This window comes from Pseudomonas sp. WOUb67, from assembly GCF_050058005.1.
Lineage (GTDB): Bacteria > Pseudomonadota > Gammaproteobacteria > Pseudomonadales > Pseudomonadaceae > Aquipseudomonas > Aquipseudomonas putida_R.
This window is the reverse complement of record NZ_CP170112.1, coordinates 5,107,788-5,129,148: the sequence shown is the minus strand read 5'-3', so window position 1 is coordinate 5,129,148 and position 21,361 is coordinate 5,107,788. Positions and strand designations below refer to the sequence as shown.

Sequence of the window (21,361 nt, the reverse complement as noted above, 5' to 3'; positions counted from 1 at the left end):
CACTTTCGGTCAAAATTCCTGTTGATGGTGGGTGTTGGGCTGTTTGCGCGGCGTTGGGGTAAAGCCGAGCTTGCCGTCGAGCACGTTCTGCGCGCGCTCCAGGTCAATGTCCTTTTCCCAGCGGGCGATGGCCACGGTGGCCACGCAGTTGCCAATCAGGTTGGTCAACGCCCGGCCGATGCCCATGAACCAGTCCACCGCCAGCACCAGCACCAGGCCCACTACCGGAATTGCCGGCACGGCAGTCAAGGTGGCGGCGAGGATTACCAGCGCCGAGCCTGGGATGCCGTGAGCCCCCTTGGAAGTCACCAGCGACACCAGCAGGATGGTCAGCAGGTCGGTCATTTCCAGCGGCGTGCCGGTGGCGTTGGCGATGAACACGATGGCCAGGGTCAGGTAGATGGAGAAGCCGTCCAGGTTGAACGAGTAGCCGGTGGGGATGACCAGGCCGACCGTGGAGCTGCCGATGCCCAGGTGTTCCAGCTTGCGCATGATCTGTGGCAGCACGGCGTCGGAAGACGCGGTGCCAAGGACGATGGTCAGCTCTTCACGCAGGTACTTGATCAGCGGCAGCAGCTTCAGGCCCGACAGGCGCATCACCGTGCCCAGCACGATCAGCACGAAGCCGGCGCAGGTCAAGTAGAACAGTGCCACCAAACCGCCCAGGTGTTGCAGCGATTCCAGGCCGTACTTGCTGGTGGTGAAGGCGATGGCGCCGAACACACCGATGGGGGCCAGGCGCACGATCATGCCCATGATGCGGAAGATCACGTGGCTCAGTTCGTTGATCAGCCGCGAGATGCCGGCGGCCGAGTCACCCACCAGGTTCAGGGCGCTGCCGAACAGCACCGAGAACAGCAGTACCTGAAGAATGTTGTTGTCGGCGAAGGCACCCACCACCGAGGTGGGGATCAGGTCCATGAAGAACGCCGTGGCGCCATGGATATGCTGGCCGCGCTCGGCCAGGCCGTTGGCATCGGCGCTGGACAACTGGTCCAGATGGATGTTGGCACCGGTACCGATGCCACTGCTGAAGGCGAACACCAGGCCGATCACCAGCGCCAGGGTGGTCAGCACTTCAAAGTAGATCACCGATTTCAGGCCGATGCGCCCGACCTTTTTCAGGTCGCCCGCGCCCGAGATACCGCTGACCACCACGCAGAACACGATCAGGCCGATGAGCATCTTGATCAGCTTGATGAAGCCGTCGCCCAGGGGTTTGAGTTGCAGGGAAACTTCGGGAAAACTGAGACCGCAGGCGATGCCGAGGGCAAGGCCAAGCACGACTTGCAGGAATATCGAACGCGAGCACCATTTGAGCATGGAGGGAGTCTCTGATCGGTGTCCTTGCTTCGGTAGCCGCACGGGGCGAAAGAGCGCAGGACTTAATTATTGTGGTCTTACCGGTTTGTTCAGCGCGAAGCCATAAAAGCGCGAAAAATCCGACTTTGCAAGGGTTTTTGGCCTTACCGGTCTGACCAGTTATGGGGCAGTCTGACTTCCCAGGCTCTAGTTCGGTGCGTGCCGTGAATGCGGCTCGTACGAATTTGTGCAGGGCCTGGACAGTGCCCAGGCCAACGTTGCAATCCGCTTGCCAAGCGCAGCAGCGCGCGATCAATCGTCGATAACGTTATGATCCGTAAGGTTTATTTGCTTTATGTGGTGGGGCTCGTAGAATCCGCGCCTGACCGGGCAGTCACTAAGAGGGCATTTGCGGATTTTTTTATCCCGCAAAGGCTCGCAGCAGGCGCCTGGCACCCCCATGAATGGAGTCTCATCGTGCGTCTCAACCTGCCGGTAACCCCGGTCGAGCAACGTTTTCCCTCTGGTCAGCGGCTGATTTCGGCTACCGATACCACCAGCCTGATCACCTATTGCAACCCCGAATTCGCCGCCATCAGCGGCTACAGCCAGGCTGAACTGATCGGCAGCCCGCACAACCTGGTGCGCCACCCGGACATGCCGCCGGCAGTGTACGAGCTGATGTGGCGCTACCTGAAGGCTGGCAAGAGCTGGATGGGCATCGTCAAGAACCGCTGCCGTAACGGCGACTATTACTGGGTCAACGCCTACGTCACGCCTATCCTCGAAGGCGGGCGGGTGGTTGGCTATGAGTCGGTACGGGTGTGCCCCACCCGTGAGCAAGTGGCCCGCGCCGAGGCCCTGTATGCGCGGATGCGTGCCGGCCAGGCGGCACTGTCCGCGCTGCGCCGTCTGAGTCTGCTGGCGCAGGCCCTGGCCTTGCCCCTGGCCGGTGGGCTGTTGGCGCTGGGCGCCAACCAGCTGTGGCCTGGCCTGGTGGGGCAGGGGCTGACCGTGGGGTTGTTCGTGGCCTATGGCCTGTGGGCACGCAACGCCCTCGGGCGCCAGATGCAGCAGGTGGTCGAGGGGGCCGAAGGTACCTTCGCCGACCCGGTCGCGGCGTTGACCTACAGCGACCTGCCTGGCGCTGCCGGGCAGCTTCAGCTGATGCTGATCAGCGAAGAGGCACGGCTGAAAACTGCGTTGACGCGGTTGAGCGACCTGGCCGGGCAAATGGCCGTGGCGGCCCACGATGCCGGGCAGCTGTCACGCGGTACCGAGGCGGCGTTGCTGAAGCAGCGCGCAGAGACCGACCTGAGTGCCACGGCAATGAACCAGATGGCGGCTTCCATCGGTGAAGTGGCCAACCACGTGCAGTTGACTGCGGCTGAAGCCCACACGGCGCACCAGTTGGCCGAACAGGGCAGCCAGGTAGCCGATGCCAGCGGCGCGGCCATTCGCACGTTGGCCAGCACCGTCACCCAGATCAACCAGGCAGTCAGCCACCTGGCCGGTCAGACCGGTGCCATCGCCGAGGCGGCCGGTATGATCCGCGGTATTGCCGAGCAAACCAACCTGTTGGCACTCAACGCAGCCATTGAAGCCGCGCGTGCGGGCGAGCAGGGCCGTGGTTTTGCCGTGGTTGCCGATGAGGTGCGGGCATTGGCTGACAAGACCCGCCAGTCGACCCTGCATATCCAGACCATCATCGACACCCTGCGCAGTGGCGCCGAGGAAGCCGTGGCAATTGCCAGCCAGGGCATCACGGGCGCCGAGCAGGGCGTTGCCCAGGTGCTCGAAGCTCGCCAGGCACTGCATGGCATTCGTGACGCGGTGCAGCGCATCAGCGACATGAGTCAGCAGATGGCCACCGCCTCTCAGCAGCAGTCGGCGGTGGCTGAAGACGTTTCGCGGCAGATCAACGGTGTAGCCGGCATTGCCCAGCACAGCGCCCACAGTGCCAACGCCGCCGCTTCGCGCGGCGCTGAACTGGAGCAGGTGTGCGCCGGGTTGCGCGCTCTGGTGGAGCGCTTCAACCGCTGAGACAGGCTGCTTGATCGGGTTACCGGCAGCGAGCGAATGGGAGGTTGATCGAGGCGATCAGGCAAGCGTGCTGGCCAAGGCCTCGGTCAGGTTGCGCAGCAATGCCTGTTCCGCCTCCCTGCGGGTAGTGAGCAGCAGGGCGCTGGCACGTTGGTAAATGACGCTCTCGTCGACATAGCGTCCGGAAACCAGGTCAACCCGCTGCACCGTACCGTTGCGCCGCCAATGCAGCCCCTCGATGTCGCCCAGTTCCCGCTCCAGCGCATCAATGTAGGCTGCCGGTACACTGGGCCCGGTATAGCCACCTGGGGTGTCCGTGGCTTCGGTCAGTTCGCTGTGGTACTCGCTCGCGGCGTCCCAGTCCCTGGCCAGTGCGTCGAATTCAACAGCACGTAGCCGGCGTAGCCAACTCTGCCAGAACGGCTGGTCGCAGGCCCATTGGCTGAACAGGGCGGGGTTTACCTCGGCCCTCACGGCAGCACCCAGGCGGTTCACGGTCGCGGGGCTCAGGCGGGCGAGATAGTCGAACAGGATCTGCTGCGGTTGGGGTGGCAGCCCGAGTGGTTCGCGCAGCTGCATGCGCGCGTGCAGGGCCATCTCGATTTCGTCTATGTGATAGTCCGGCTCGGTCAGTGCGTGGTCGTCGAGGTCGTCGTCGGCATCCAGGGGCGGTGCGGCTTCTCGCGCTGCGGCGTCTGGTGCTTCTGTCAATGCCCGGCGCCTGGCCACGCGGGCGTTGTACAAGGCGCCCACGCGCTCGTCGAGGCGCAGCTGGCGCAGCAGCCCGGCGGCGCTGTGCAGCACGACTTGCGCGCTCGGCGCATCGGGCGCGGCGGTATTGATCGCGTCCCACAGGATGACATCGGTTTCGATCTGCTGGAACAGCAGGCTGGCCTGGTCGACACAGCCCTCGGTCGCGTCGTTGATCGCTTCCATGATCTGCTCGTGCAGTTGCGCACGGCCCCATCCGCCGCTGCCTGCCTCGCCCGGTGTGGCGCTGAGCGTGCGCAGGACGTGCTGCATGCGGGCTCGCATCTGGGTGGGCTGGCTCAGGTAGTCCGCTGTTCGCGTCAGCCGCTCGAACAGCAGATACAGGGGCTGCCAGGACGGTTCGTTGGCGGTCAGCGCCTGGTGTTCCAGCAGTTCGTCAGGCCAGTCGATGTACCAAGGGTCGTCGGCATCGCCGACACTGATGGCGGGCAGTCCGGCATCGGCCAGGCGTTGTTGGGCCTGCTCATTGAACGGGTTGTTGTCGAAGTCGAAGTATGCACTTGGCGGTTCTGTATTCACGGCCTCGGCGAAGGCGCTGCCTTGCAGGTAGGGCGCATCGGTGAGCTGATTTTCGCTGAGGTCCAGGCTGCGCAGTTGCAAGGGGCGCTGGTGCAGCAGTTCGGTGAGGCCGGTGGGCCATTGGCCGATGCCGGTCTGTTGCAGGTCCAGTGCCTGCAGCTGGTGCCATCCGCTGACATCGGGCGGAAGGTCCAGCGGGTTTTCACTGGCGAACAGGTTGTGCAGGCGGTTCAGCCGGGCGAGGGCGGCCTGGCTTTGCTCGGTCAAGGTGGTGTCGTTTCCGGCCATGCTCAGGTCGGTCAGTGATGGCCAGCGTTCCAATGCCTGGAAGTGCTCGGCAGTGAGGTTCAGTCCATTGCTGTCGATTGCCAGGGCGGCCAATAACGGCAGGTTGGCCAATTGGTCCAAGGCAGCGACCGGCAGTGCCTCTAGCGCATTGCCCAGGTTCAGACGCACGAGGTTGCTGCGCCCTGCCAGCAGATCGAGGGTTGCGTTGTCGGTCAGGTCCAGGCCATTGCTCGACAGATCGAGGTTTTGCAGTTGGTCCATCTGCCCGATCGAGGGCGGGAGGTGTTCAAGCATGTTGCTCTCAAGGTCCAGAACGCGCAGGTTGGGGAACCTGCCGAGGAAACTGTCCAGGCTGGCGTGTGAGGGCTCAGACAAGAAGGTAACGCGCAACTGGCGGACATGAGGCATGGGTGCAGGCAGTGTGGGTAACGTACCGAGGTTGCGGCCATCGAGTTCGAGAATCACGTGCTCGATGCTGCTGGCGACGTTGGTCGATTCCCTGCGCCAGGCCATGCGCAGACGTCTGGCCGCTTCGCTGCGCACTGCGCGTTGTGCGACGAATGTACTGCCATTGGTGACGTGAGGGCTGTGAATCCATAACTGCAGGCTGCTTTCCAGCTGCATGTATTCGTCCCTGAGGCGTTCAAGCAACGTGCCAAACGGTTGTCCACCGGCTTCCTGAATCAGGCGTTGGCGCAGGACCAGGCGCGCTTGCGGCTCGGTGGAAGGGAACAACCGGTTGAACAGCTCATCGTCAGTGATCCACCCTTGGCCGCGTCCGCTCAACGGGTAGCCGATCTGGCCACCGGGCAGCCGTCGTGGCAAGCCGTACCAGGGGCGCACCGGTTGCAGGCCCAGGTACCGCGCTGTTGTGGCGCGTTCGCTGGCAAGCTTGTCGAACAGCGCACCCTTGAGCCTGTCGGGCTCATGGATCTGCACGCCGAGCGAGGTGCGCTCGCTATCGGGCAAGGCATTGAGGATCGCCTGGAAAATATCGTCCCGGTTGGCCAGTGTTTCGCCGTTTTCGCTGCGGGGCTCATACCCTTTTTCGGTGCGTATGACGGTTTTTGCAGGCAGTGTTTCTGTGCCGCAGGCATGCAGCAGGCGGCCGGAAGCTGAACCGTCCCGCAGTTCAATGCGTACCTCGCCCGTCCAGCCGGCCAACTGTTGGAGGGCGCCGAATACCAAGGCGTCGCGATCTGTGACCGGGCCATCGGGCTGGTGCAAACGGGCCAGTGCGCGATTGATACGCGCCTCCCTCAGGTACAGGCGGGCTGTTTCGGCCAGGCGCATGGGCAGGCGCTGGGTCCGTTGCATCTGCAGCAGGTCTGCTGGGCTGGCCTGGTCCAGTATCTCCGCCTGCGCCCTGGCGCTGAGTGAAGGGAAATCCCGTGCCAGCAGGGCGCCGTTGGTTGCGCGCATCGGCGGCGCAGGCAATTGGCCGCCTAGCATCTCCAGGCTGTCGAGGAGCAACGCCGGGGCGGGCTCGCGGTCGACCATTACCCGGCGCAGAATGGCTTCGTCGTACCCGCTGCATTGCAAGGCGCGCTGCAGGGCAGCCTGCTCCAGGCCCGTGGTGCTCTGGGCCAATCGCTGTAATAGCTGTGCGCGGTCCCAGTGCAACGGTTGTTCATGGGCGAAAATCCACGGCCCAGGTTCCTGGCCCTGCAAAGCCGGCTTGATGCGCGGCCCGGCGCCTGCGGCCAGGCGTTGGCCGCGGAAGGGCGTGAGGTCGCCGTGCCATAACCGCGTGCCCACCTCGCTGTCGACCAAATGCCAACCCTGCAATGGCCCGGCGGGTGCGTTCAAGCCCTCCACGGCGCCCAGGGCGGCGAACTGCACCAGGCTCTCGACTACGCCGAACAGGTGGGCGATTGCCTCGTCACTGTCTTGCTGGTTGGCAGCGTGCACGCCTTCGAGGAATTCGTCGACGATCTGGGCGCCGCCCACCACCAGCATCAACTCGGCAAGGCCCGGGACAAAGAAACTGGCCATGTTCAGCACCGTCAGCCCGGCGCCCAGCCAACTCTCCAGGCGCTCCAGTTGCGCGCGTGCGTCGAGCTGGTCGACCGGTACGGCGACACTTGCGGCATCGATGAACTTGCGTTCCACCAAGGTTCGCGCCCGTGCCCGGAAGCAGTCGGCTGGCCATGGCGCCAGGGTCAACGGCAGCCTGACGTTCTTGTCGCGGGTTTCCTGCCAGATGTCACGAGGCCCTGGAAACGCGCGCTTCAGCCAGCTGAACCGGTCACCTTTTTCCACTACCGGCGTTGTGGCTTGCAGCTCGGCATAAGGGTAGTGTGGGTACAGGGTTTCTCGCAGGTGTTGCAGGAACCCGGCCTGTTGGGGCAGCGGAACGTGACGGATGAAGAAGGTGCGGAACGCGTGATCGGCCAAGCGGTCGGTGAGGTGGCTCTTCAAACTGCCCAGCGAGGCATGCTGGCGCAGTGCACCTTGCGGGTCGCCCGGCAAATACAGCAGGCAGGGCTCGTCGGCATCAGGGGCCTCTAGCTGGATGACCAGCGGGCCGTTCAACGGGGTCCCGAACAGGCTGACAAACTGGCACATTACCCTTCGTCTGCCGATCTCGGTCACTGGTTGCGCAGGGTTGTCCAACGCGGCCTGCGCCAGCGCTGCGCCGTGGCTGTCAATGTGGTCACGCAGGCGGGCCATGGCCAGTTCGGCGCACAATGCGCTGCGGTCGTGGGTTTCAAGCAGGGCGCGAAATGCATCGTTATCGACGATGTCGCCCAGGTGGTAGCGGTAGCGCTGGCCCAGGTCCAGGTTGCGAATGCCCTGGATCAGCTTCGCGGCATCCAGACTCAAGGGGTTGAAGTCAGCGCCGAGCAGCCTGGCGGGGGTATCGGCTTCAGCATTCTGCAGGGCGGCTTCGAGCATCGACAGGTGTCTGGGGCGCGCTGCGCCGGTGAACATGACCCGTGCCTGGAGCAATGTTGCCACTGGGGTGTCCGGGAACCAGCGTGCCAATGCTTGCGTCAGCAGCGGCTGGCAGAACGCATCCACGGGCTGCAAAGCCGCCATGGCCTGTTTCAGGCGTTGTGTGTGGCGTTCGCTGTCGCGGATCAGCAGGGCCAGTTCGGCGCGCTGGGCCGGGCTGGCCAGGCGTAACCACTGCGGGATCTGACGCTGGACAAGGGCGAGATGGGAGTGGTGTGCATGTGTCATCGACGGCTCCTGCTGGAAGGGAGCCACGAGCCTAGCGATGACCGGTGCAGGCGGGCGGGTAGATAGACACTACCTGTCGAAAGCACGCAGCCGCTTGTAAAGCGTGGTCCGGCTGATGCCCAGCCCACGCGCCACTGCCGAAAGGTTGCCGTTGGCCTGCTGCACAAGTACTTGCAGGTCTTGTTGTTCTGGCACATTCCACACGGGCAACCGCGATTCGGCAAGAAAACCCGCTGGCAAGTGCTCGATGCCGACCGGTTCATCACCCGCCAAGGCCAGCGCCACCTGCAGCACACTCACCAGCTCACGCAGGTTGCCTGGCCAAGGGTGCTGGTCAAGCAGGTCGATGATGGCGGTGGCCAGCCGCGCAGGTTGCCTGGCGTCACGGTAACGGGCATGCACTTGTTCGATCAGCCGGCGCCGGTCAGCGCGCTCGCGCAGCGGTGGCAATACCACGGCCAGGCCGGCGATGCGGTAATACAGGTCCTGGCGAAAGCGCCCGGCGCGCACTTCTTCGGCCAGGTCGCGGTTGCTGGCCGACACCACGCGGATATCCACTGCCACCGGCTCGCCACTGCCCAGCGGCTGAATGCTGCGCGACTGCAATACGCGCAGCAGGCGTGCCTGGATGGCCAGTGGCATATCGCCGATTTCATCGAGAAACAGGATGCCGTGGTCGGCCTTGCGGATCAGCCCCGGGTTGCCTTTGTGGTGCGCGCCGGTGAAGGCGCCTTTGTCGTAGCCGAACAGCTCCGACTCCACCAGTTCGGCGGGGATCGCCGCGCAGTTGACGGCGACCAGCGGCCGGTTGGCGCGGCTGCTGGCGCGGTGCAGGGTGTCGACGAACACTTCCTTGCCGACGCCGGTTTCACCTTGCACCAACACCGGGATGTCTTTTTCCAGTAACAGGCCGGCCTGTTGCAAGGCTTTTTGCAGGCGCGGCTCACCACTGCCGGCCTCGGGGCGGCGAGCGGTTTCGCGTGGGGGGTGCCACTGGCAATGAAAGCGGTTGCGCCCCGTGGCCTGCAGGGCGAAGGCCTGTTCTCGGGGATGACTGAGCAGCTGTTGCAGGGGCAACTGGAACAGCTGTTCGATGTTCTGCCGCAGCGGGTTACCGCCAAGCAGGCTGTCGGCCCGGTGATTGGCGGCCAGCACCTGGCCGCGCTCATCGAATACCAGCAGGCCGGCCCAAGGGCTGTCGAGGTTGTCGGAGGCACTGTTGAAGATGAGTTGCGCATGCCGGTCGGCATGCTCGGCGAGGATCAGCCGGTTTTCCAGGCCCTGGCCCATCATGCGCACCAGGCCAAGTGTCTGGCTGGCCGGCAGGTAGCCGTCGCTGGCAACGTCGAGCACCCCGACCAGCTGCCGCGCGGCGTCGAACAGTGGGGCGGCGGCGCTGGACATGTAGCGGTTCTGGCGCAGGAAGTGCTCGTCCTGGCCCACGTGGATCGCCTCGGTGCAAATCAGCGTGGTGCCCAGGGCATTGGTGCCGACGCCACGCTCGAGCCAATGGGCACCGGCGCTGAAACCATGCTGCTGGTTCGGCTCGATGAAACGCCGCGAGCCCCAGCTATCGAGTATGCAGCCGCTGGCATCGGCCAGCATCACCAGGTAGCTGGCGTTGCCCAGCAGGTGTGTGTATTGCGGCAGCACTTCCTCGCGGGTCAGGCGCAGCAGGGCCTGGCGCCGTTCCAGCAGGGCGCTGAGCTCGGTGCGGGTCAGGCAGTCGAAATCCGGCGCGTGCTGCGGCTGCAGGCCGTGATCGCGGCAGCGGGCCCAGGAAGCCTGGATCAGCTGGGCGTGGGTCGAAGCGGATGCGGCCATGGGCCTGTCCTGTGGGGTTGTTGTTATGGGCCGACCGCTGTTCAGTGTTGTCCACCGGTGTTCATTGTCAAACCGGCAAGTGTTCAGGTGTTCAGCGATTGTGTTCAGGTGTGAAGCCGCGACTTGCCAGCGCTGCCACCCAAGCCCCGGACCAGAGCACCGGGGAGCGATTGGCACGGAACTGGCTGTACCTGGTGGACAACAATCACAAGAAGGCCACGCCATGTCCCTGGTGCTGGAGCAGGTCAGCCGCAGCGTCGATAACCAGCCCTGGATCGTCGATGCTTCGCTGCGTTTCGAGCCCGGTTCGTTCAACGTGCTGCTGGGCCGCACCCTCGCCGGCAAGACCAGCCTGATGCGCCTGATGGCCGGGCTCGACCGCCCGGACCGGGGCCGGGTGCTGATGGATGGCCAGGACGTCACCGGTGTGCCGGTACGCCAGCGCAATGTGTCGATGGTGTATCAGCAGTTCATCAATTACCCGACCTTGAGCGTGTTCGAAAACATCGCCTCGCCGCTGCGCCAGGCGCGCATGGCCGAGGACCAGATCCGCCGGCGGGTGCAGGAAACCGCCGAGATGCTGCGCATCGAATCCTACCTGCAACGCCTGCCGCTGGAACTGTCCGGCGGCCAGCAGCAACGCACGGCGATGGCCAGGGCATTGGTCAAGGATGCCTCGTTGATCCTCTTCGACGAGCCATTGGTGAACCTCGACTACAAGTTGCGCGAAGGCCTGCGCCAGGAGCTGCGCGAGCTGTTTGCGGCGCGTCATTGCATCGCCGTGTACGCCACCACCGAGGCCAACGAGGCACTGGCGCTGGGCGGCACCACCACCCTCGTGCACGAAGGCCGGATCGTGCAGAGCGGGCCCACCGCCGAGGTGTATCAGCGTCCGGGCAGTGTGCTGGCTGCCGAGCTGTTTTCCGAGCCGCCGATAAACCTGGTGGCCGGCCATATCAGTGGCAACGAGGTGAGCCTGGCCCAGGCTGTGCACTTCGCCCGCAATGCCGACTTGCAGCCGCTGGCCGAAGGCGACTACCGCTTTGGCGTGCGCCCCAGCCATATCACCCTGGTGCCGGCCCATGATGATGACCTGGAGCTGGCGGTGCTGGTGGAACTGGCAGAGATCAGCGGTTCAGAAACCTTCCTGCATGTGCGCAACGAATACTGGCGCATGGTCCTGCACTTGCCCGGGGTGCACGAATATCAGGTGGACACGCCGATCAGGGTGTTTATCCCCACGCACAAGCTGTTCGTCTTCGACAGCGCCGGGGCGTTGGTGCAGGCCCCGGGGCTGCGCCAGGCAAGGAGAGGGTGATGGCCGAAATCCGCCTGTGCCAACTGGCGCACAGTTACAGCCGCCAGCCCGCCAGCGAGGCCGACTATGCCCTGCACGCACTGGATCATGTGTGGGAGCAGGGCGGTGCCTATGCCTTGCTCGGGCCCTCGGGCTGCGGCAAGTCGACCTTGCTCAATATCATTTCCGGGCTGTTGACACCGTCCCATGGCGAAGTGCTGTTCGACGGCAAACCGGTCAACCAGCTGTCACCCCAGGCGCGCAATATCGCCCAGGTGTTCCAGTTCCCGGTGGTGTACGACACCATGACGGTGTTCGACAACCTGGCCTTCCCCTTGCGCAACCAGGGGCTGGATGAAGCCCGGGTGCGTGCCCGGGTGGAAGAAATTGCCGAGGTGCTCGACCTGGCGGGTGTGTTGCGCAAGAAGGCGCGCAACCTCAGTGCCGACGAAAAACAGAAAGTCTCCATGGGGCGCGGCCTGGTGCGCGATGACGTGTCGGCGATCCTGTTCGACGAGCCGCTGACGGTGATCGACCCGCACCTGAAGTGGAAGCTGCGGCGCAAGCTGAAACAGATCCACGAGCAGTTCAACATCACCATGATCTACGTCACCCACGACCAGCTGGAGGCGTCCACCTTCGCCGACAAGATCGCGGTGATGCACGGCGGGCGCATCGTCCAGTTCGGCACCCCGCGCGAGCTGTTCGAGCGGCCGCGGCATACCTTCGTCGGCTACTTCATCGGCAGCCCGGGTATGAACCTGATCGACGTGCGTGCCAAGGCGGACGGGATGGCTTTCGGCGATGTCCACCTGGCGCTGCCCGATGGTTTGCGCGAGCGCCTGGCGGCGACGGCGGGTGGGCGACTGCAGGTGGGCATTCGCCCGGAGTTCGTGCAGCTGTGGGACAGCCCGTTCGAGGGTGCCCACCCGGCACGGGTGCTGGATGTCGAAGACCTGGGCACCTACCGCATCGTCACCCTCGAACTGGGCGGTGTCGCGATCAAGGCGCGGCTGGGCGAGGACCGCCCGTTGCCCGTGGACCAGGCCTGGGTCAGCCTGCCGGCGCAGTGGCTGATGCTGTACGTCGACGATGTGCTGCTGGAGGCCGGGCCATGAACAACAAGGTGCAGAACAACAAGGCCTGGTGGCTGGTGCTACCGGTGTTCCTGCTGGTGGCGTTCAGCGCCGTGGTACCGATGATGACGGTGGTCAACTACTCGGTGCAGGACATCTTCGACCAGTCCAACCGCTACTTCGTCGGTGCCGACTGGTACCGCCAGGTGCTGCGTGACCCAGCGCTGCATGATGCGCTGCTACGCCAGTTCATCTATTCCGCCTGCGTGCTGCTGATCGAGATCCCGCTGGGTATCGGCATTGCCCTGACCATGCCGACCAAGGGCCGTATGGCCTCGGTGTGCCTGATCGTCATGGCGATCCCGTTGCTGATTCCGTGGAACGTGGTCGGCACCATCTGGCAGATTTTCGGCCGCGCCGACATCGGCTTGCTCGGCGCCACCCTGGCCAAGCTCGGGGTCAGCTACAACTACGCCGGCGACCCGTTCGACGCCTGGCTCACCGTGCTGGTGATGGATGTGTGGCACTGGACCTCGTTGGTGGCGCTGCTGTGCTATTCGGGGCTGCGCGCCATCCCCGACGTGTACTACCAGGCTGCACGCATCGACCGTGCCTCGGGCTGGGCGGTGTTCCGCCATATCCAGCTGCCCAAGCTGAAGAACGTGCTGCTGATCGCGGTGATGCTGCGCTTCATGGACAGTTTCATGATCTACACCGAGCCGTTCGTGCTGACCGGGGGCGGGCCGGGCAACGCCACCACGTTCCTCAGCCAGACCCTCACGCGCATGGCCGTGGGGCAGTTCGACCTGGGCCCGGCGGCGGCGTTCTCGCTGGTGTACTTCCTGATCATCCTGCTGGTGTCGTGGCTGTTCTACACAGCGATGACCCATAGCGACAAGGAGTAGGCCATGAGCACGCGCAAATCGCTGGCCCTGCTGCTGTACTTCTTCTTCCTGCTGGTGCCGATCTACTGGCTGCTGAACATGTCGTTCAAGAGCAACACCGAGATCCTGGGTGGCCTGACCCTGTGGCCGCAGGCGTTCACCCTCGACAACTACCGGGTGATCTTCACCGATGCCAGCTGGTACAGCGGCTACATCAACTCGCTGTACTACGTGTGCCTCAACACGCTGATTTCGCTGCTGGTGGCGTTGCCGGCGGCGTATGCCTTCTCGCGTTACCGCTTCCTCGGTGACCGCCACCTGTTCTTCTGGCTGCTGACCAACCGCATGGCGCCACCGGCGGTGTTCCTGCTGCCGTTCTTCCAGCTGTACTCGTCGATTGGCCTGTTCGATACCCATATCGCCGTGGCCCTGGCCCACTGCCTGTTCAACGTGCCCCTGGCGGTGTGGATCCTGGAGGGGTTCATGTCGGGGGTGCCCAAGGAAATCGACGAAACCGCCTACATCGACGGCTACAGCTTCCCGCGCTTCTTCGTGAAGATATTCATTCCGCTGATTGGCTCCGGCATCGGCGTCACGGCGTTTTTCTGCTTCATGTTCTCCTGGGTCGAGTTGCTGCTGGCGCGCACCCTGACCTCGGTGAATGCCAAGCCGATTGCCGCGGTGATGACCCGCACCGTGTCGGCATCAGGCATCGACTGGGGCGTGCTGGCGGCGGCAGGGGTACTGACCATCTTGCCGGGCATGCTGGTGATCTGGTTCGTGCGCAACCATGTGGCCAAGGGCTTTGCCCTTGGCCGGGTGTGAGGAGGGCAACGCATGGAGTGGATGGCCTGGACCTTGCCGACGGCGCTGTTCTTCGTCGCCGTGGGCGTGCTGCTGCTGGGCATGACCCTGCTTGAACTGCGCCGCCCCTGCGTGGAACGACGGGGCTTCTTGCCGCTGGTCACCAGCCGTGGTGACCGCTTGTTCATCGGCCTGCTGGCCAGCGCCTACCTGCACCTGCTGGTGGTCGGCGTCAGCGACTGGCCCTTGTGGGTGGCCTCGCTACTGTCGTTGGCGTGGCTGGTGATGGTGCTGCGCTGGGGCTGAGCGAGCGGCCCTGTGGGATAACTGAAACGGGAGATCACAATGTTCGATAACAAGCACAACAGGCGACATTTGACCCTTGCCGCGTTGCTGGTACTGGCCAGTGTGCACGGCGTTGCCTGGGCAGACCAGTACGAAGAGGCGGCAAAAAAATGGATCGGCAGCGAGTTCAAGCCGTCAACCCTTACCCCTGAACAGCAACTGGCCGAATTGCAGTGGTTCATCAAGGCCGCCGAGCCGTTTCGTGGCATGAAGATCAATGTGGTGTCGGAAACCATCACAACCCATGAGTATGAGTCCAAGGTGCTGGCCAAGGCCTTCAGCGAGATCACCGGCATCCAGTTGACCCACGACCTGCTGCAGGAAGGCGATGTGGTGGAAAAACTGCAGACGCAGATGCAGTCGGACAAGAACATCTACGACGGCTGGGTCAACGACTCCGACCTGATCGGTACGCACTTTCGCTATGGCAAGGTGGAATCGATTACCGACCTGATGGCCAACGAGGGCAAGGCTTACACCTCGCCGACCCTCGATCTGAAGGATTTCATCGGTATTTCCTTCACCACTGCGCCGGATGGCAAGGTCTACCAGTTACCCGACCAGCAGTTCGCCAACCTGTACTGGTTCCGTGCCGACTGGTTCGAGCGGCCAGAGCTGAAGGCCAAATTCAAGGAAAAGTACGGCTATGAGCTGGGCGTGCCGGTCAACTGGTCGGCCTACGAGGACATTGCCAAGTTCTTCACCGAAGACGTCAAGGAAATCGACGGCAAGCGCGTCTACGGGCACATGGACTACGGCAAGAAAGACCCCTCGCTGGGCTGGCGCTTCACCGATGCCTGGTTCTCCATGGCCGGTGGTGGTGACAAGGGCCTGCCCAACGGCCTGCCGGTGGATGAATGGGGCATTCGCGTCGAGGATTGTCATCCGGTGGGCTCCAGCGTGACCCGCGGTGGCGACACCAACGGCCCGGCCGCCGTCTATGCCACACAAAAGTACGTGGACTGGATGCGTGCCTACGCGCCCAAGGAAGCCCAGGGCATGACCTTCTCCGAAGCAGGCCCGGTACCGGCGCAGGGCAACATTGCCCAGCAGATATTCTGGTACACCGCATTTACTGCCGACATGACCAAGCCCGGCTTGCCGGTGGTGAACGCCGACGGTACGCCGAAGTGGCGCATGGCGCCCTCGCCGAAGGGGCCGTATTGGGAAGAGGGGATGAAACTGGGTTACCAGGACACCGGCTCCTGGACCTTCTTCAAGTCCACCCCCGAGAAACAACGCCTGGCGGCGTGGCTGTATGCTCAATTCGTCACCTCCAAGACCGTGTCGCTGAAAAAGACCATCGTCGGCCTGACGCCGATTCGTGAGTCGGACATCAACTCCCAGGCCATGACCGACCTGGCGCCCAAGCTGGGCGGGCTGGTGGAGTTCTATCGCAGCCCGGCGCGGGTGCAGTGGACGCCGACCGGCACCAACGTGCCGGATTACCCGCGGCTGGCGCAGCTGTGGTGGAGCCATATCGCCGAAGTGGCCAGTGGCGAGAAGACCCCGCAGGAAGCGCTGGACGGCCTGGCCCGCGACCAGGACCGCATGATGGAACGCTTGCAGCGCTCCAATGCCCAGGCGACCTGTGCACCCAAGATGAACCCGGAGAAGGACGCCCAGTACTGGTTCGACCAGCCGGGGGCGCCGAAACCCAAGCTGGCCAACGAAAAGCCCAAGGGCGAGACAGTCAGCTACACCGAACTGCTGAAGTCGTGGGAGGCGGCCAGGAAGTGATCGGCTGAGCACGGCGTTGGCTTCTTCGCGGGCAAGCCCGCGAAGAGGCCAGCAAAGCCACTGCATAAACCACAGGCAAAAAAAACGGCACCTGCCAGAGGTGCCGTTTTCGCATCACGCGCTATTACTTATGCAGCTCTTCCGCCGCATACAGCGTGTTTTCCAGCAGGCAGGCCCGGGTCATCGGCCCGACGCCACCTGGCACCGGGGTGATCCAGCCAGCGCGGGGCAGGGCGGTCTCGTAGACCACGTCGCCGACCAGCTTGCCGTCTTCCTGGCGGTTGATGCCCACGTCAATGACGATGGCGCCTTCCTTGACCCACTCACCCTTGACCAGGCCCGGCTTGCCGGCAGCCACGACCACCAGGTCGGCACGCCCGACATGGCCGGCCAGGTCCTTGGTGAAGCGGTGGCAGACGGTCACGGTGCAGCCGGCCAGCAGCAGTTCCATGGCCATCGGGCGGCCGACGATGTTGGAGGCGCCGACGATCACCGCATCCATGCCATACAGGTCCTGACCGGTGCTTTCCAGCAAGGTCATGATGCCTTTCGGTGTGCAGGGGCGCAGCAGCGGAATGCGCTGGGCCAGGCGGCCTACGTTGTACGGGTGGAAGCCGTCCACGTCCTTGTCCGGGCGAATGCGCTCGAGCAGCAGCGAGGCGTCCAGGTGCTCCGGCAGCGGCAGTTGCAGCAGGATGCCGTCTACAGCCGGGTCGTCATTGAGGCGATCGATCAGCTCGGTCAGGGCCTGCTGCGAGGTTTCGCTGGGCAGGTCGAATGCCTGCGAAATGAAACCGACCTCTTCGCAGTCCTTGCGCTTGTGCGAGACATAGACTTGCGAGGCGGGGTCGGTACCGACCAGGATCACTGCCAGGCCGGGCGTACGCAGGCCTTGCTGGCGACGCTCCACGACACGTTGAGCGATCTGCTTGCGCAGGCTGGCGGCGATCGCCTTGCCATCGATTAGGTGTGCAGTCATAGACGCGTGATTAACCATCGAGAAGGAAACAATAAAGAGCGCGTATTCTCGCACGACACGCGCCAAGGGCAAAGGCGGGTGGTCGGGCAAATCCCCTAACCCCTTAAATAATTTAAATTTTTTTGAAAAAGGTGTTGACGACTTTCGGGGTCGCCTATAAGATTCGCCGCACTTGTCGGGCACAGCCTAGCACTGGTTGGCTAAGTCGGGCAGAATGAGTGGTTTGGCAGTTACCTGTTAATGACTCATTCGGTTAGGCTTCAAGCTTAAGCGCCCGTAGCTCAGCTGGATAGAGCATCCGCCTTCTAAGCGGATGGTCGCAGGTTCGAGTCCTGCCGGGTGCGCCATTAGGCAGCATGGGCAAGCAAGTAAGGCTGTAATGCAATATGGTGGGCGTAGCTCAGTTGGTAGAGCGCCGGATTGTGATTCCGGTTGTCGTGGGTTCGATTCCCATCGTCCACCCCATATTCTTCGAAGGCGCCTCGATAGCATCTGGCGCCTTTGTTTTAAGCGTTACGCGGACGTGGTGAAATTGGTAGACACACTGGATTTAGGTTCCAGCGGCGCAAGCTGTAAGAGTTCGAGTCTCTTCGTCCGCACCATGCTTCTGTAAAGTTGTACTGCAACACCGCAATATGGTGGGCGTAGCTCAGTTGGTAGAGCGCCGGATTGTGATTCCGGTTGTCGTGGGTTCGATTCCCATCGTCCACCCCATATTCTAGAAAAGGCGCCTTGATCGTGAGATCGGGCGCCTTTTTGTTTTGGGCTCTGGTTGGTGGCCGCGCGCTCAGGTGGGGGTGGGGCCGTTTTCTGGTACCAGGCGCACCTCTACGCGTTGCCCGAGGGCCCGTGCTGCGCTGGCCAAAGTCGCCAGTGTCATGCCGGGGTCGTTCTGGTCCAGTGCGCGGTCAACCGCAGTTCTGCTGGTGTGCATGCGCTCGGCCAGTGCCTTCTTGCTGACTTTCTGCGCTTTCATGGCTTCGGCGATCTGCCAGGCGATCACGCGCTTGAGGGCGGCTGCAGATACCGCTTCGTCAAGCTGCTCGCTTGCCAGGAAATCGTCGAAGTCAGTGCCGATATGTGGATTCATTGCTGGTGCCTCTCTATGGCGGCTTTGCGCTGCCTGGCGGTGGCTAGGTCTGGTGCTGGTGTTTTCTGGCTCTTCTTGATGAAGCCGTGAAGCAGGATCATGGTGTTTCCGTCCACGGTAAAAAGAACCCGGGCGGTCTGGTTTGCCAGGTTTACCCTGGCCTCCCATAAGCCCTGGCCGAGCTTTCTCACAATGGGCATGCCTAGTGGCCAGCCAATTTGTATTGTCTTGATCTCGGTGCCGATCAGGTGTTTGTCCGCGCGCTGGAGGGATGCCAGCCATTCGCGTACGGGTTCATTACCGCTTTCGGTGCAGAAGAAGCGGGCTTGCAGTGTCAGGTGGTTCCTGTCCATGGAAGTGTACCAAAAAAGGTACTCCATTCAAGCCTCGGGCGGTCGCTCGTGCCATAGGGCTTTTCCTGTGATGTTGTGGGGCTATTTGGCGTGTTGGAAATCAATGCGTTGCGCCCCTTGCAATCCTCTGGTGGCGTCCCAATAAAAGCTGTTAGATTTCAGCCGGTTGAAACACCGGCCTGGTTGGCCGGCAGAGGAACAGCCAATGATTGCAAAAGAATCCCGTCAGGCCCTTGCGCTACAGCGCTTTGCCGAGGCCAACCCGCATTTGCTCGAAGAGATCCGCGAGCTGGATGCGCGCGAGCAGGCCCAGCAGATCGAGTGGGCATTCGAGGATGCGGCCGATGAGCAGGGCATCCAGCCCTGGGAGCTGGCGCTGCAATTGATTGCCGAAACCCCGGCGCAGCTGCAGGCCATGCGCCTGGAAACGCACCGCGAGGTGGCCGAGGCGCTGGGGATGGAGTGGGAAGAGTACTGCCAGTTCAATGAAATCGATCCTGAATAAAGGAAGCGAATTCGCTACTGGCAGTTGTTTGACAAGGTATTTCGGCTGCAGGTCGCCCCGGGCGTCGTGCGGCCCTTATTGAAGCAGGCTCGGCGGTATGCCGTGCGGGCCTTGAAAGCTAATCGACCGGCGTGGTTTCCCGTCGTCCCGAGTGGGGTGACTTCTGCTGCGCGACTCACTAGAATGCTTGCCCTTGATTCTGGAGTCGGGCTAACGCCGGCTAACGTCTGTGCAACGAGGAATATCCATGCAAGTTTCTGTTGAAAACACTTCCGCTCTCGAGCGCCGCATGACCATCGCCGTTCCGGCCGAGCGCGTCGAGAACGAAGTCAACAAGCGTCTGCAGCAGACTGCCAAGCGCGCCAAGATTGCGGGCTTCCGTCCTGGCAAAGTGCCGATGAACGTGATCCGTCAGCGTTTCGAGGCTGACGCCCGTCAAGAGGCTTTCGGTGACCTGGTCCAGGCTTCCTTCTACGAAGCCATCGTCGAGCAGAAGCTGAACCCGGCTGGCGCCCCTGCTGTAGAGCCAAAGTCCTTCGAAAAAGGCAAGGACCTGGAATTCGTTGCCATCTTCGAAGTGTTCCCGGAGTTCACCGTTGCCGGCCTCGAGTCGATCAACGTCGAGCGCCTGAGCGCCGAAGTGGCTGACGCCGACCTGGACAACATGCTGGAAGTGCTGCGCAAGCAGAACACCCGTTTCGAGGCTGTCGAGCGCGCCGCGCAGAACGACGACCAGGTCAACATCGACTTCGTCGGCAAGGTCGACGGTGAAGTGTTCGCCGGCGGTTCGGCCAAGGGCACCCCGCTGGTGCTGGGCTCCGGCCGCATGATCCCGGGCTTCGAAGAAGGCCTGGTTGGCGCCAAGGCTGGCGAAGAGCGCGTTGTCAACGTGACCTTCCCAGAGGACTACCAGAACCTGGACCTGGCTGGCAAAGCTGCCGAGTTCACCATCACCGTCAACAGCGTTGCCGCCCCTGTGCTGCCAGAGCTGAACGAAGAGTTCTTCGCCCAGTTCGGTATCAAAGAGTCGACCCTGGAAGGCTTCCGCACCGAAGTTCGCAAGAACATGGAGCGTGAACTGCGCCAGGCGATCAAGACCAAGGTGAAAAACCAGGTCATGGACGGTCTGCTGGCCGCCAACCCGATCGAAGTGCCAAAGGCCCTGCTGGAAAACGAAGTCAACCGTCTGCGCGTGCAGGCTGTTCAGCAGTTCGGTGGCAACATCAAGCCTGAGCAGCTGCCTGCCGAGCTGTTCACCGAGCAAGCCAAGCGCCGCGTAGTGCTGGGCCTGATCGTGGCTGAAGTGGTCAAGCAGTTCGAACTGAAGCCGGACGACGCCAAGGTCCGCGAGATGATCGAAGAAATGGCTTCGGCTTACCAGGAGCCTGAGCAGGTCATCGCCTGGTACTACAAGAACGACCAGCAAATGAACGAAGTGCGTTCGGTTGTGCTGGAAGAACAAGTTGTAGATACTGTTCTGCAGAAAGCGACTGTGACCGACAAGTCGGTCTCGTACGAAGAAGCCGTAAAACCAGCTGAGGCACCAGCCGAAGCCGAGTAATACGTTTTCTCTCGTAGGAAACCCCCACAAGCCAGCCTTCGCGCTGGCTTGTGCGTATTCAAGCCATGACTATTTGGGAGTGAGCGCAGGACATGTCCCGCAATTCTTATATTCAGCAGAGCTCTGACATCCAGGCCGCAGGCGGCCTGGTCCCGATGGTTATCGAGCAGTCCGCCCGTGGCGAACGTGCCTATGACATCTACTCGCGCCTGTTGAAGGAGCGAGTGATCTTCCTGGTAGGCCCTGTAGAAGACTACATGGCCAACCTGGTAGTGGCGCAGATGCTGTTCCTTGAGGCGGAAAACCCGGACAAGGATATCCATCTTTACATCAACTCCCCAGGCGGCTCGGTGACTGCTGGCATGTCGATCTACGACACCATGCAGTTCATCAAGCCGGACGTCTCGACCATCTGCATCGGCCAGGCCTGCAGCATGGGTGCCTTCCTGTTGACCGCCGGTGCCAAGGGCAAGCGTCACTGCCTGCCTAACTCGCGGGTGATGATTCACCAGCCATTGGGCGGCTTCCAGGGCCAGGCGACCGACATCCAGATCCACGCCCAGGAAATCCTCAGCATCAAGGCGCGTCTCAACGAGCTGCTGGCCTACCACACCGGCCAGGACCTCGAGACCATCCAGCGTGACACTGAGCGTGACAACTTCATGAGCGCCTCGCGCGCGGCCGAGTACGGCCTGATCGACTCGGTCTACGACAAGCGGCAACTGGCCTCCTGAACCGGGGGGTCAGAGCAGGTAGGCGCGGAAACCGCCTACCTGCGGACTTGAAAAAGCCCG

At 62.8% G+C, this 21,361-nt stretch carries 15 protein-coding genes, 4 tRNA genes and 2 pseudogenes; 15 read left to right on the top strand and 6 right to left on the bottom strand.

Annotated elements, in window-relative coordinates; all coding sequences use genetic code 11:
* Window positions 1-9: 9 nt before the first annotated feature.
* Window positions 10-1,323: a C4-dicarboxylate transporter DctA gene (locus tag ABOC32_RS22760; protein WP_426808961.1), complete on the bottom strand. Its 1,314-nt coding sequence runs from the start codon at window positions 1,321-1,323 to the stop codon at window positions 10-12.
* 207 nt (window positions 1,324-1,530) lie between these two features.
* On the opposite strand from ABOC32_RS22760, the pseudogene ABOC32_RS22755 reads away from it, so the two are divergent.
* Together ABOC32_RS22755 and ABOC32_RS22750 are read left to right on the top strand one after the other, a co-directional pair.
* Window positions 1,531-2,061: pseudogene (locus ABOC32_RS22755) on the top strand (PAS domain-containing protein); the annotation flags it as partial.
* Between the two features lie 789 nt (window positions 2,062-2,850).
* Window positions 2,851-3,345: pseudogene (locus ABOC32_RS22750) on the top strand (methyl-accepting chemotaxis protein); the annotation flags it as partial.
* 57 nt (window positions 3,346-3,402) lie between these two features.
* Here the strand turns inward: ABOC32_RS22750 and ABOC32_RS22745 are convergent.
* A complete protein-coding gene (locus ABOC32_RS22745; RefSeq protein ID WP_426808960.1) occupies window positions 3,403-8,109 on the bottom strand; it encodes a dermonecrotic toxin domain-containing protein in 4,707 nt (1,568 codons plus the stop codon).
* A gap of 69 nt (window positions 8,110-8,178) precedes the next feature.
* Window positions 8,179-9,933, bottom strand: coding sequence for a sigma-54-dependent Fis family transcriptional regulator (locus ABOC32_RS22740; RefSeq protein ID WP_426808959.1), 1,755 nt, complete (start codon window positions 9,931-9,933; stop codon window positions 8,179-8,181).
* 223 nt (window positions 9,934-10,156) lie between these two features.
* Here ABOC32_RS22740 and ABOC32_RS22735 point away from each other — a divergent pair, with 223 nt between their 5' ends.
* Genes ABOC32_RS22735 through ABOC32_RS22710 form a run of 6 tightly spaced genes read left to right on the top strand, consistent with a single transcriptional unit; the run spans window position 10,157 to window position 16,079 of the window.
* A complete protein-coding gene (locus ABOC32_RS22735) occupies window positions 10,157-11,251 on the top strand; it encodes an ABC transporter ATP-binding protein (RefSeq protein WP_426808958.1) in 1,095 nt (364 codons plus the stop codon).
* A complete protein-coding gene (locus ABOC32_RS22730; RefSeq protein ID WP_426808957.1) occupies window positions 11,251-12,348 on the top strand; it encodes an ABC transporter ATP-binding protein in 1,098 nt (365 codons plus the stop codon). Before ABOC32_RS22735 ends, ABOC32_RS22730 begins: the two co-directional genes overlap by 1 nt.
* Window positions 12,345-13,211, top strand: coding sequence for a carbohydrate ABC transporter permease (locus ABOC32_RS22725; protein ID WP_426808956.1), 867 nt, complete (start codon window positions 12,345-12,347; stop codon window positions 13,209-13,211). Before ABOC32_RS22730 ends, ABOC32_RS22725 begins: the two co-directional genes overlap by 4 nt.
* Before the next feature lie 3 nt (window positions 13,212-13,214).
* A complete protein-coding gene (locus tag ABOC32_RS22720) occupies window positions 13,215-14,015 on the top strand; it encodes a carbohydrate ABC transporter permease (protein ID WP_013971876.1) in 801 nt (266 codons plus the stop codon).
* A 12-nt stretch (window positions 14,016-14,027) separates the two neighbouring features.
* Window positions 14,028-14,300 (top strand): DUF2160 domain-containing protein, encoded by a 273-nt coding sequence (locus ABOC32_RS22715; protein ID WP_426808955.1) that lies wholly within the window; start codon window positions 14,028-14,030, stop codon window positions 14,298-14,300.
* 39 nt (window positions 14,301-14,339) lie between these two features.
* Window positions 14,340-16,079 (top strand): carbohydrate ABC transporter substrate-binding protein, encoded by a 1,740-nt coding sequence (locus tag ABOC32_RS22710; protein ID WP_426808954.1) that lies wholly within the window; start codon window positions 14,340-14,342, stop codon window positions 16,077-16,079.
* A 124-nt stretch (window positions 16,080-16,203) separates the two neighbouring features.
* Here the strand turns inward: ABOC32_RS22710 and folD are convergent, their stop codons facing one another.
* Entirely contained in the window at window positions 16,204-17,058 is an 855-nt protein-coding gene (gene folD, locus ABOC32_RS22705) for a bifunctional methylenetetrahydrofolate dehydrogenase/methenyltetrahydrofolate cyclohydrolase FolD (RefSeq protein WP_016500563.1), read from the bottom strand.
* Window positions 17,059-17,328: 270 nt separating this feature from the next.
* Here folD and ABOC32_RS22700 point away from each other — a divergent pair.
* From ABOC32_RS22700 to ABOC32_RS22685, 4 genes are all read left to right on the top strand, one after another.
* A tRNA-Arg gene (locus ABOC32_RS22700) sits at window positions 17,329-17,405 on the top strand.
* A 42-nt stretch (window positions 17,406-17,447) separates the two neighbouring features.
* Window positions 17,448-17,523: transfer RNA gene (locus ABOC32_RS22695), tRNA-His, on the top strand.
* A gap of 52 nt (window positions 17,524-17,575) precedes the next feature.
* A tRNA-Leu gene (locus ABOC32_RS22690) sits at window positions 17,576-17,660 on the top strand.
* Window positions 17,661-17,696: 36 nt separating this feature from the next.
* Window positions 17,697-17,772, top strand: a tRNA-His gene (locus tag ABOC32_RS22685).
* Between the two features lie 73 nt (window positions 17,773-17,845).
* Here ABOC32_RS22685 and ABOC32_RS22680 read toward each other — a convergent pair.
* Both ABOC32_RS22680 and ABOC32_RS22675 read right to left on the bottom strand, forming a co-directional pair.
* Complete coding sequence (locus tag ABOC32_RS22680) at window positions 17,846-18,148, bottom strand: helix-turn-helix domain-containing protein (protein ID WP_426808953.1); 303 nt, start codon at window positions 18,146-18,148, stop codon at window positions 17,846-17,848.
* Window positions 18,145-18,501: a type II toxin-antitoxin system RelE/ParE family toxin gene (locus ABOC32_RS22675; RefSeq protein WP_426811648.1), complete on the bottom strand. Its 357-nt coding sequence runs from the start codon at window positions 18,499-18,501 to the stop codon at window positions 18,145-18,147. The genes ABOC32_RS22680 and ABOC32_RS22675 overlap by 4 nt, the downstream gene beginning before the upstream one ends.
* A gap of 205 nt (window positions 18,502-18,706) precedes the next feature.
* Here ABOC32_RS22675 and ABOC32_RS22670 point away from each other — a divergent pair, with 205 nt between their 5' ends.
* The 3 genes from ABOC32_RS22670 (at window position 18,707) to clpP (ending at window position 21,301) form a co-directional block, all read left to right on the top strand.
* Entirely contained in the window at window positions 18,707-19,006 is a 300-nt protein-coding gene (locus ABOC32_RS22670) for a DUF6388 family protein (RefSeq protein WP_426808952.1), read from the top strand.
* Between the two features lie 247 nt (window positions 19,007-19,253).
* Window positions 19,254-20,567: a trigger factor gene (gene tig / locus ABOC32_RS22665; RefSeq protein WP_016500559.1), complete on the top strand. Its 1,314-nt coding sequence runs from the start codon at window positions 19,254-19,256 to the stop codon at window positions 20,565-20,567.
* A gap of 92 nt (window positions 20,568-20,659) precedes the next feature.
* Window positions 20,660-21,301 (top strand): ATP-dependent Clp endopeptidase proteolytic subunit ClpP, encoded by a 642-nt coding sequence (clpP, locus tag ABOC32_RS22660; RefSeq protein ID WP_012271562.1) that lies wholly within the window; start codon window positions 20,660-20,662, stop codon window positions 21,299-21,301.
* Window positions 21,302-21,361: the final 60 nt, after the last annotated feature.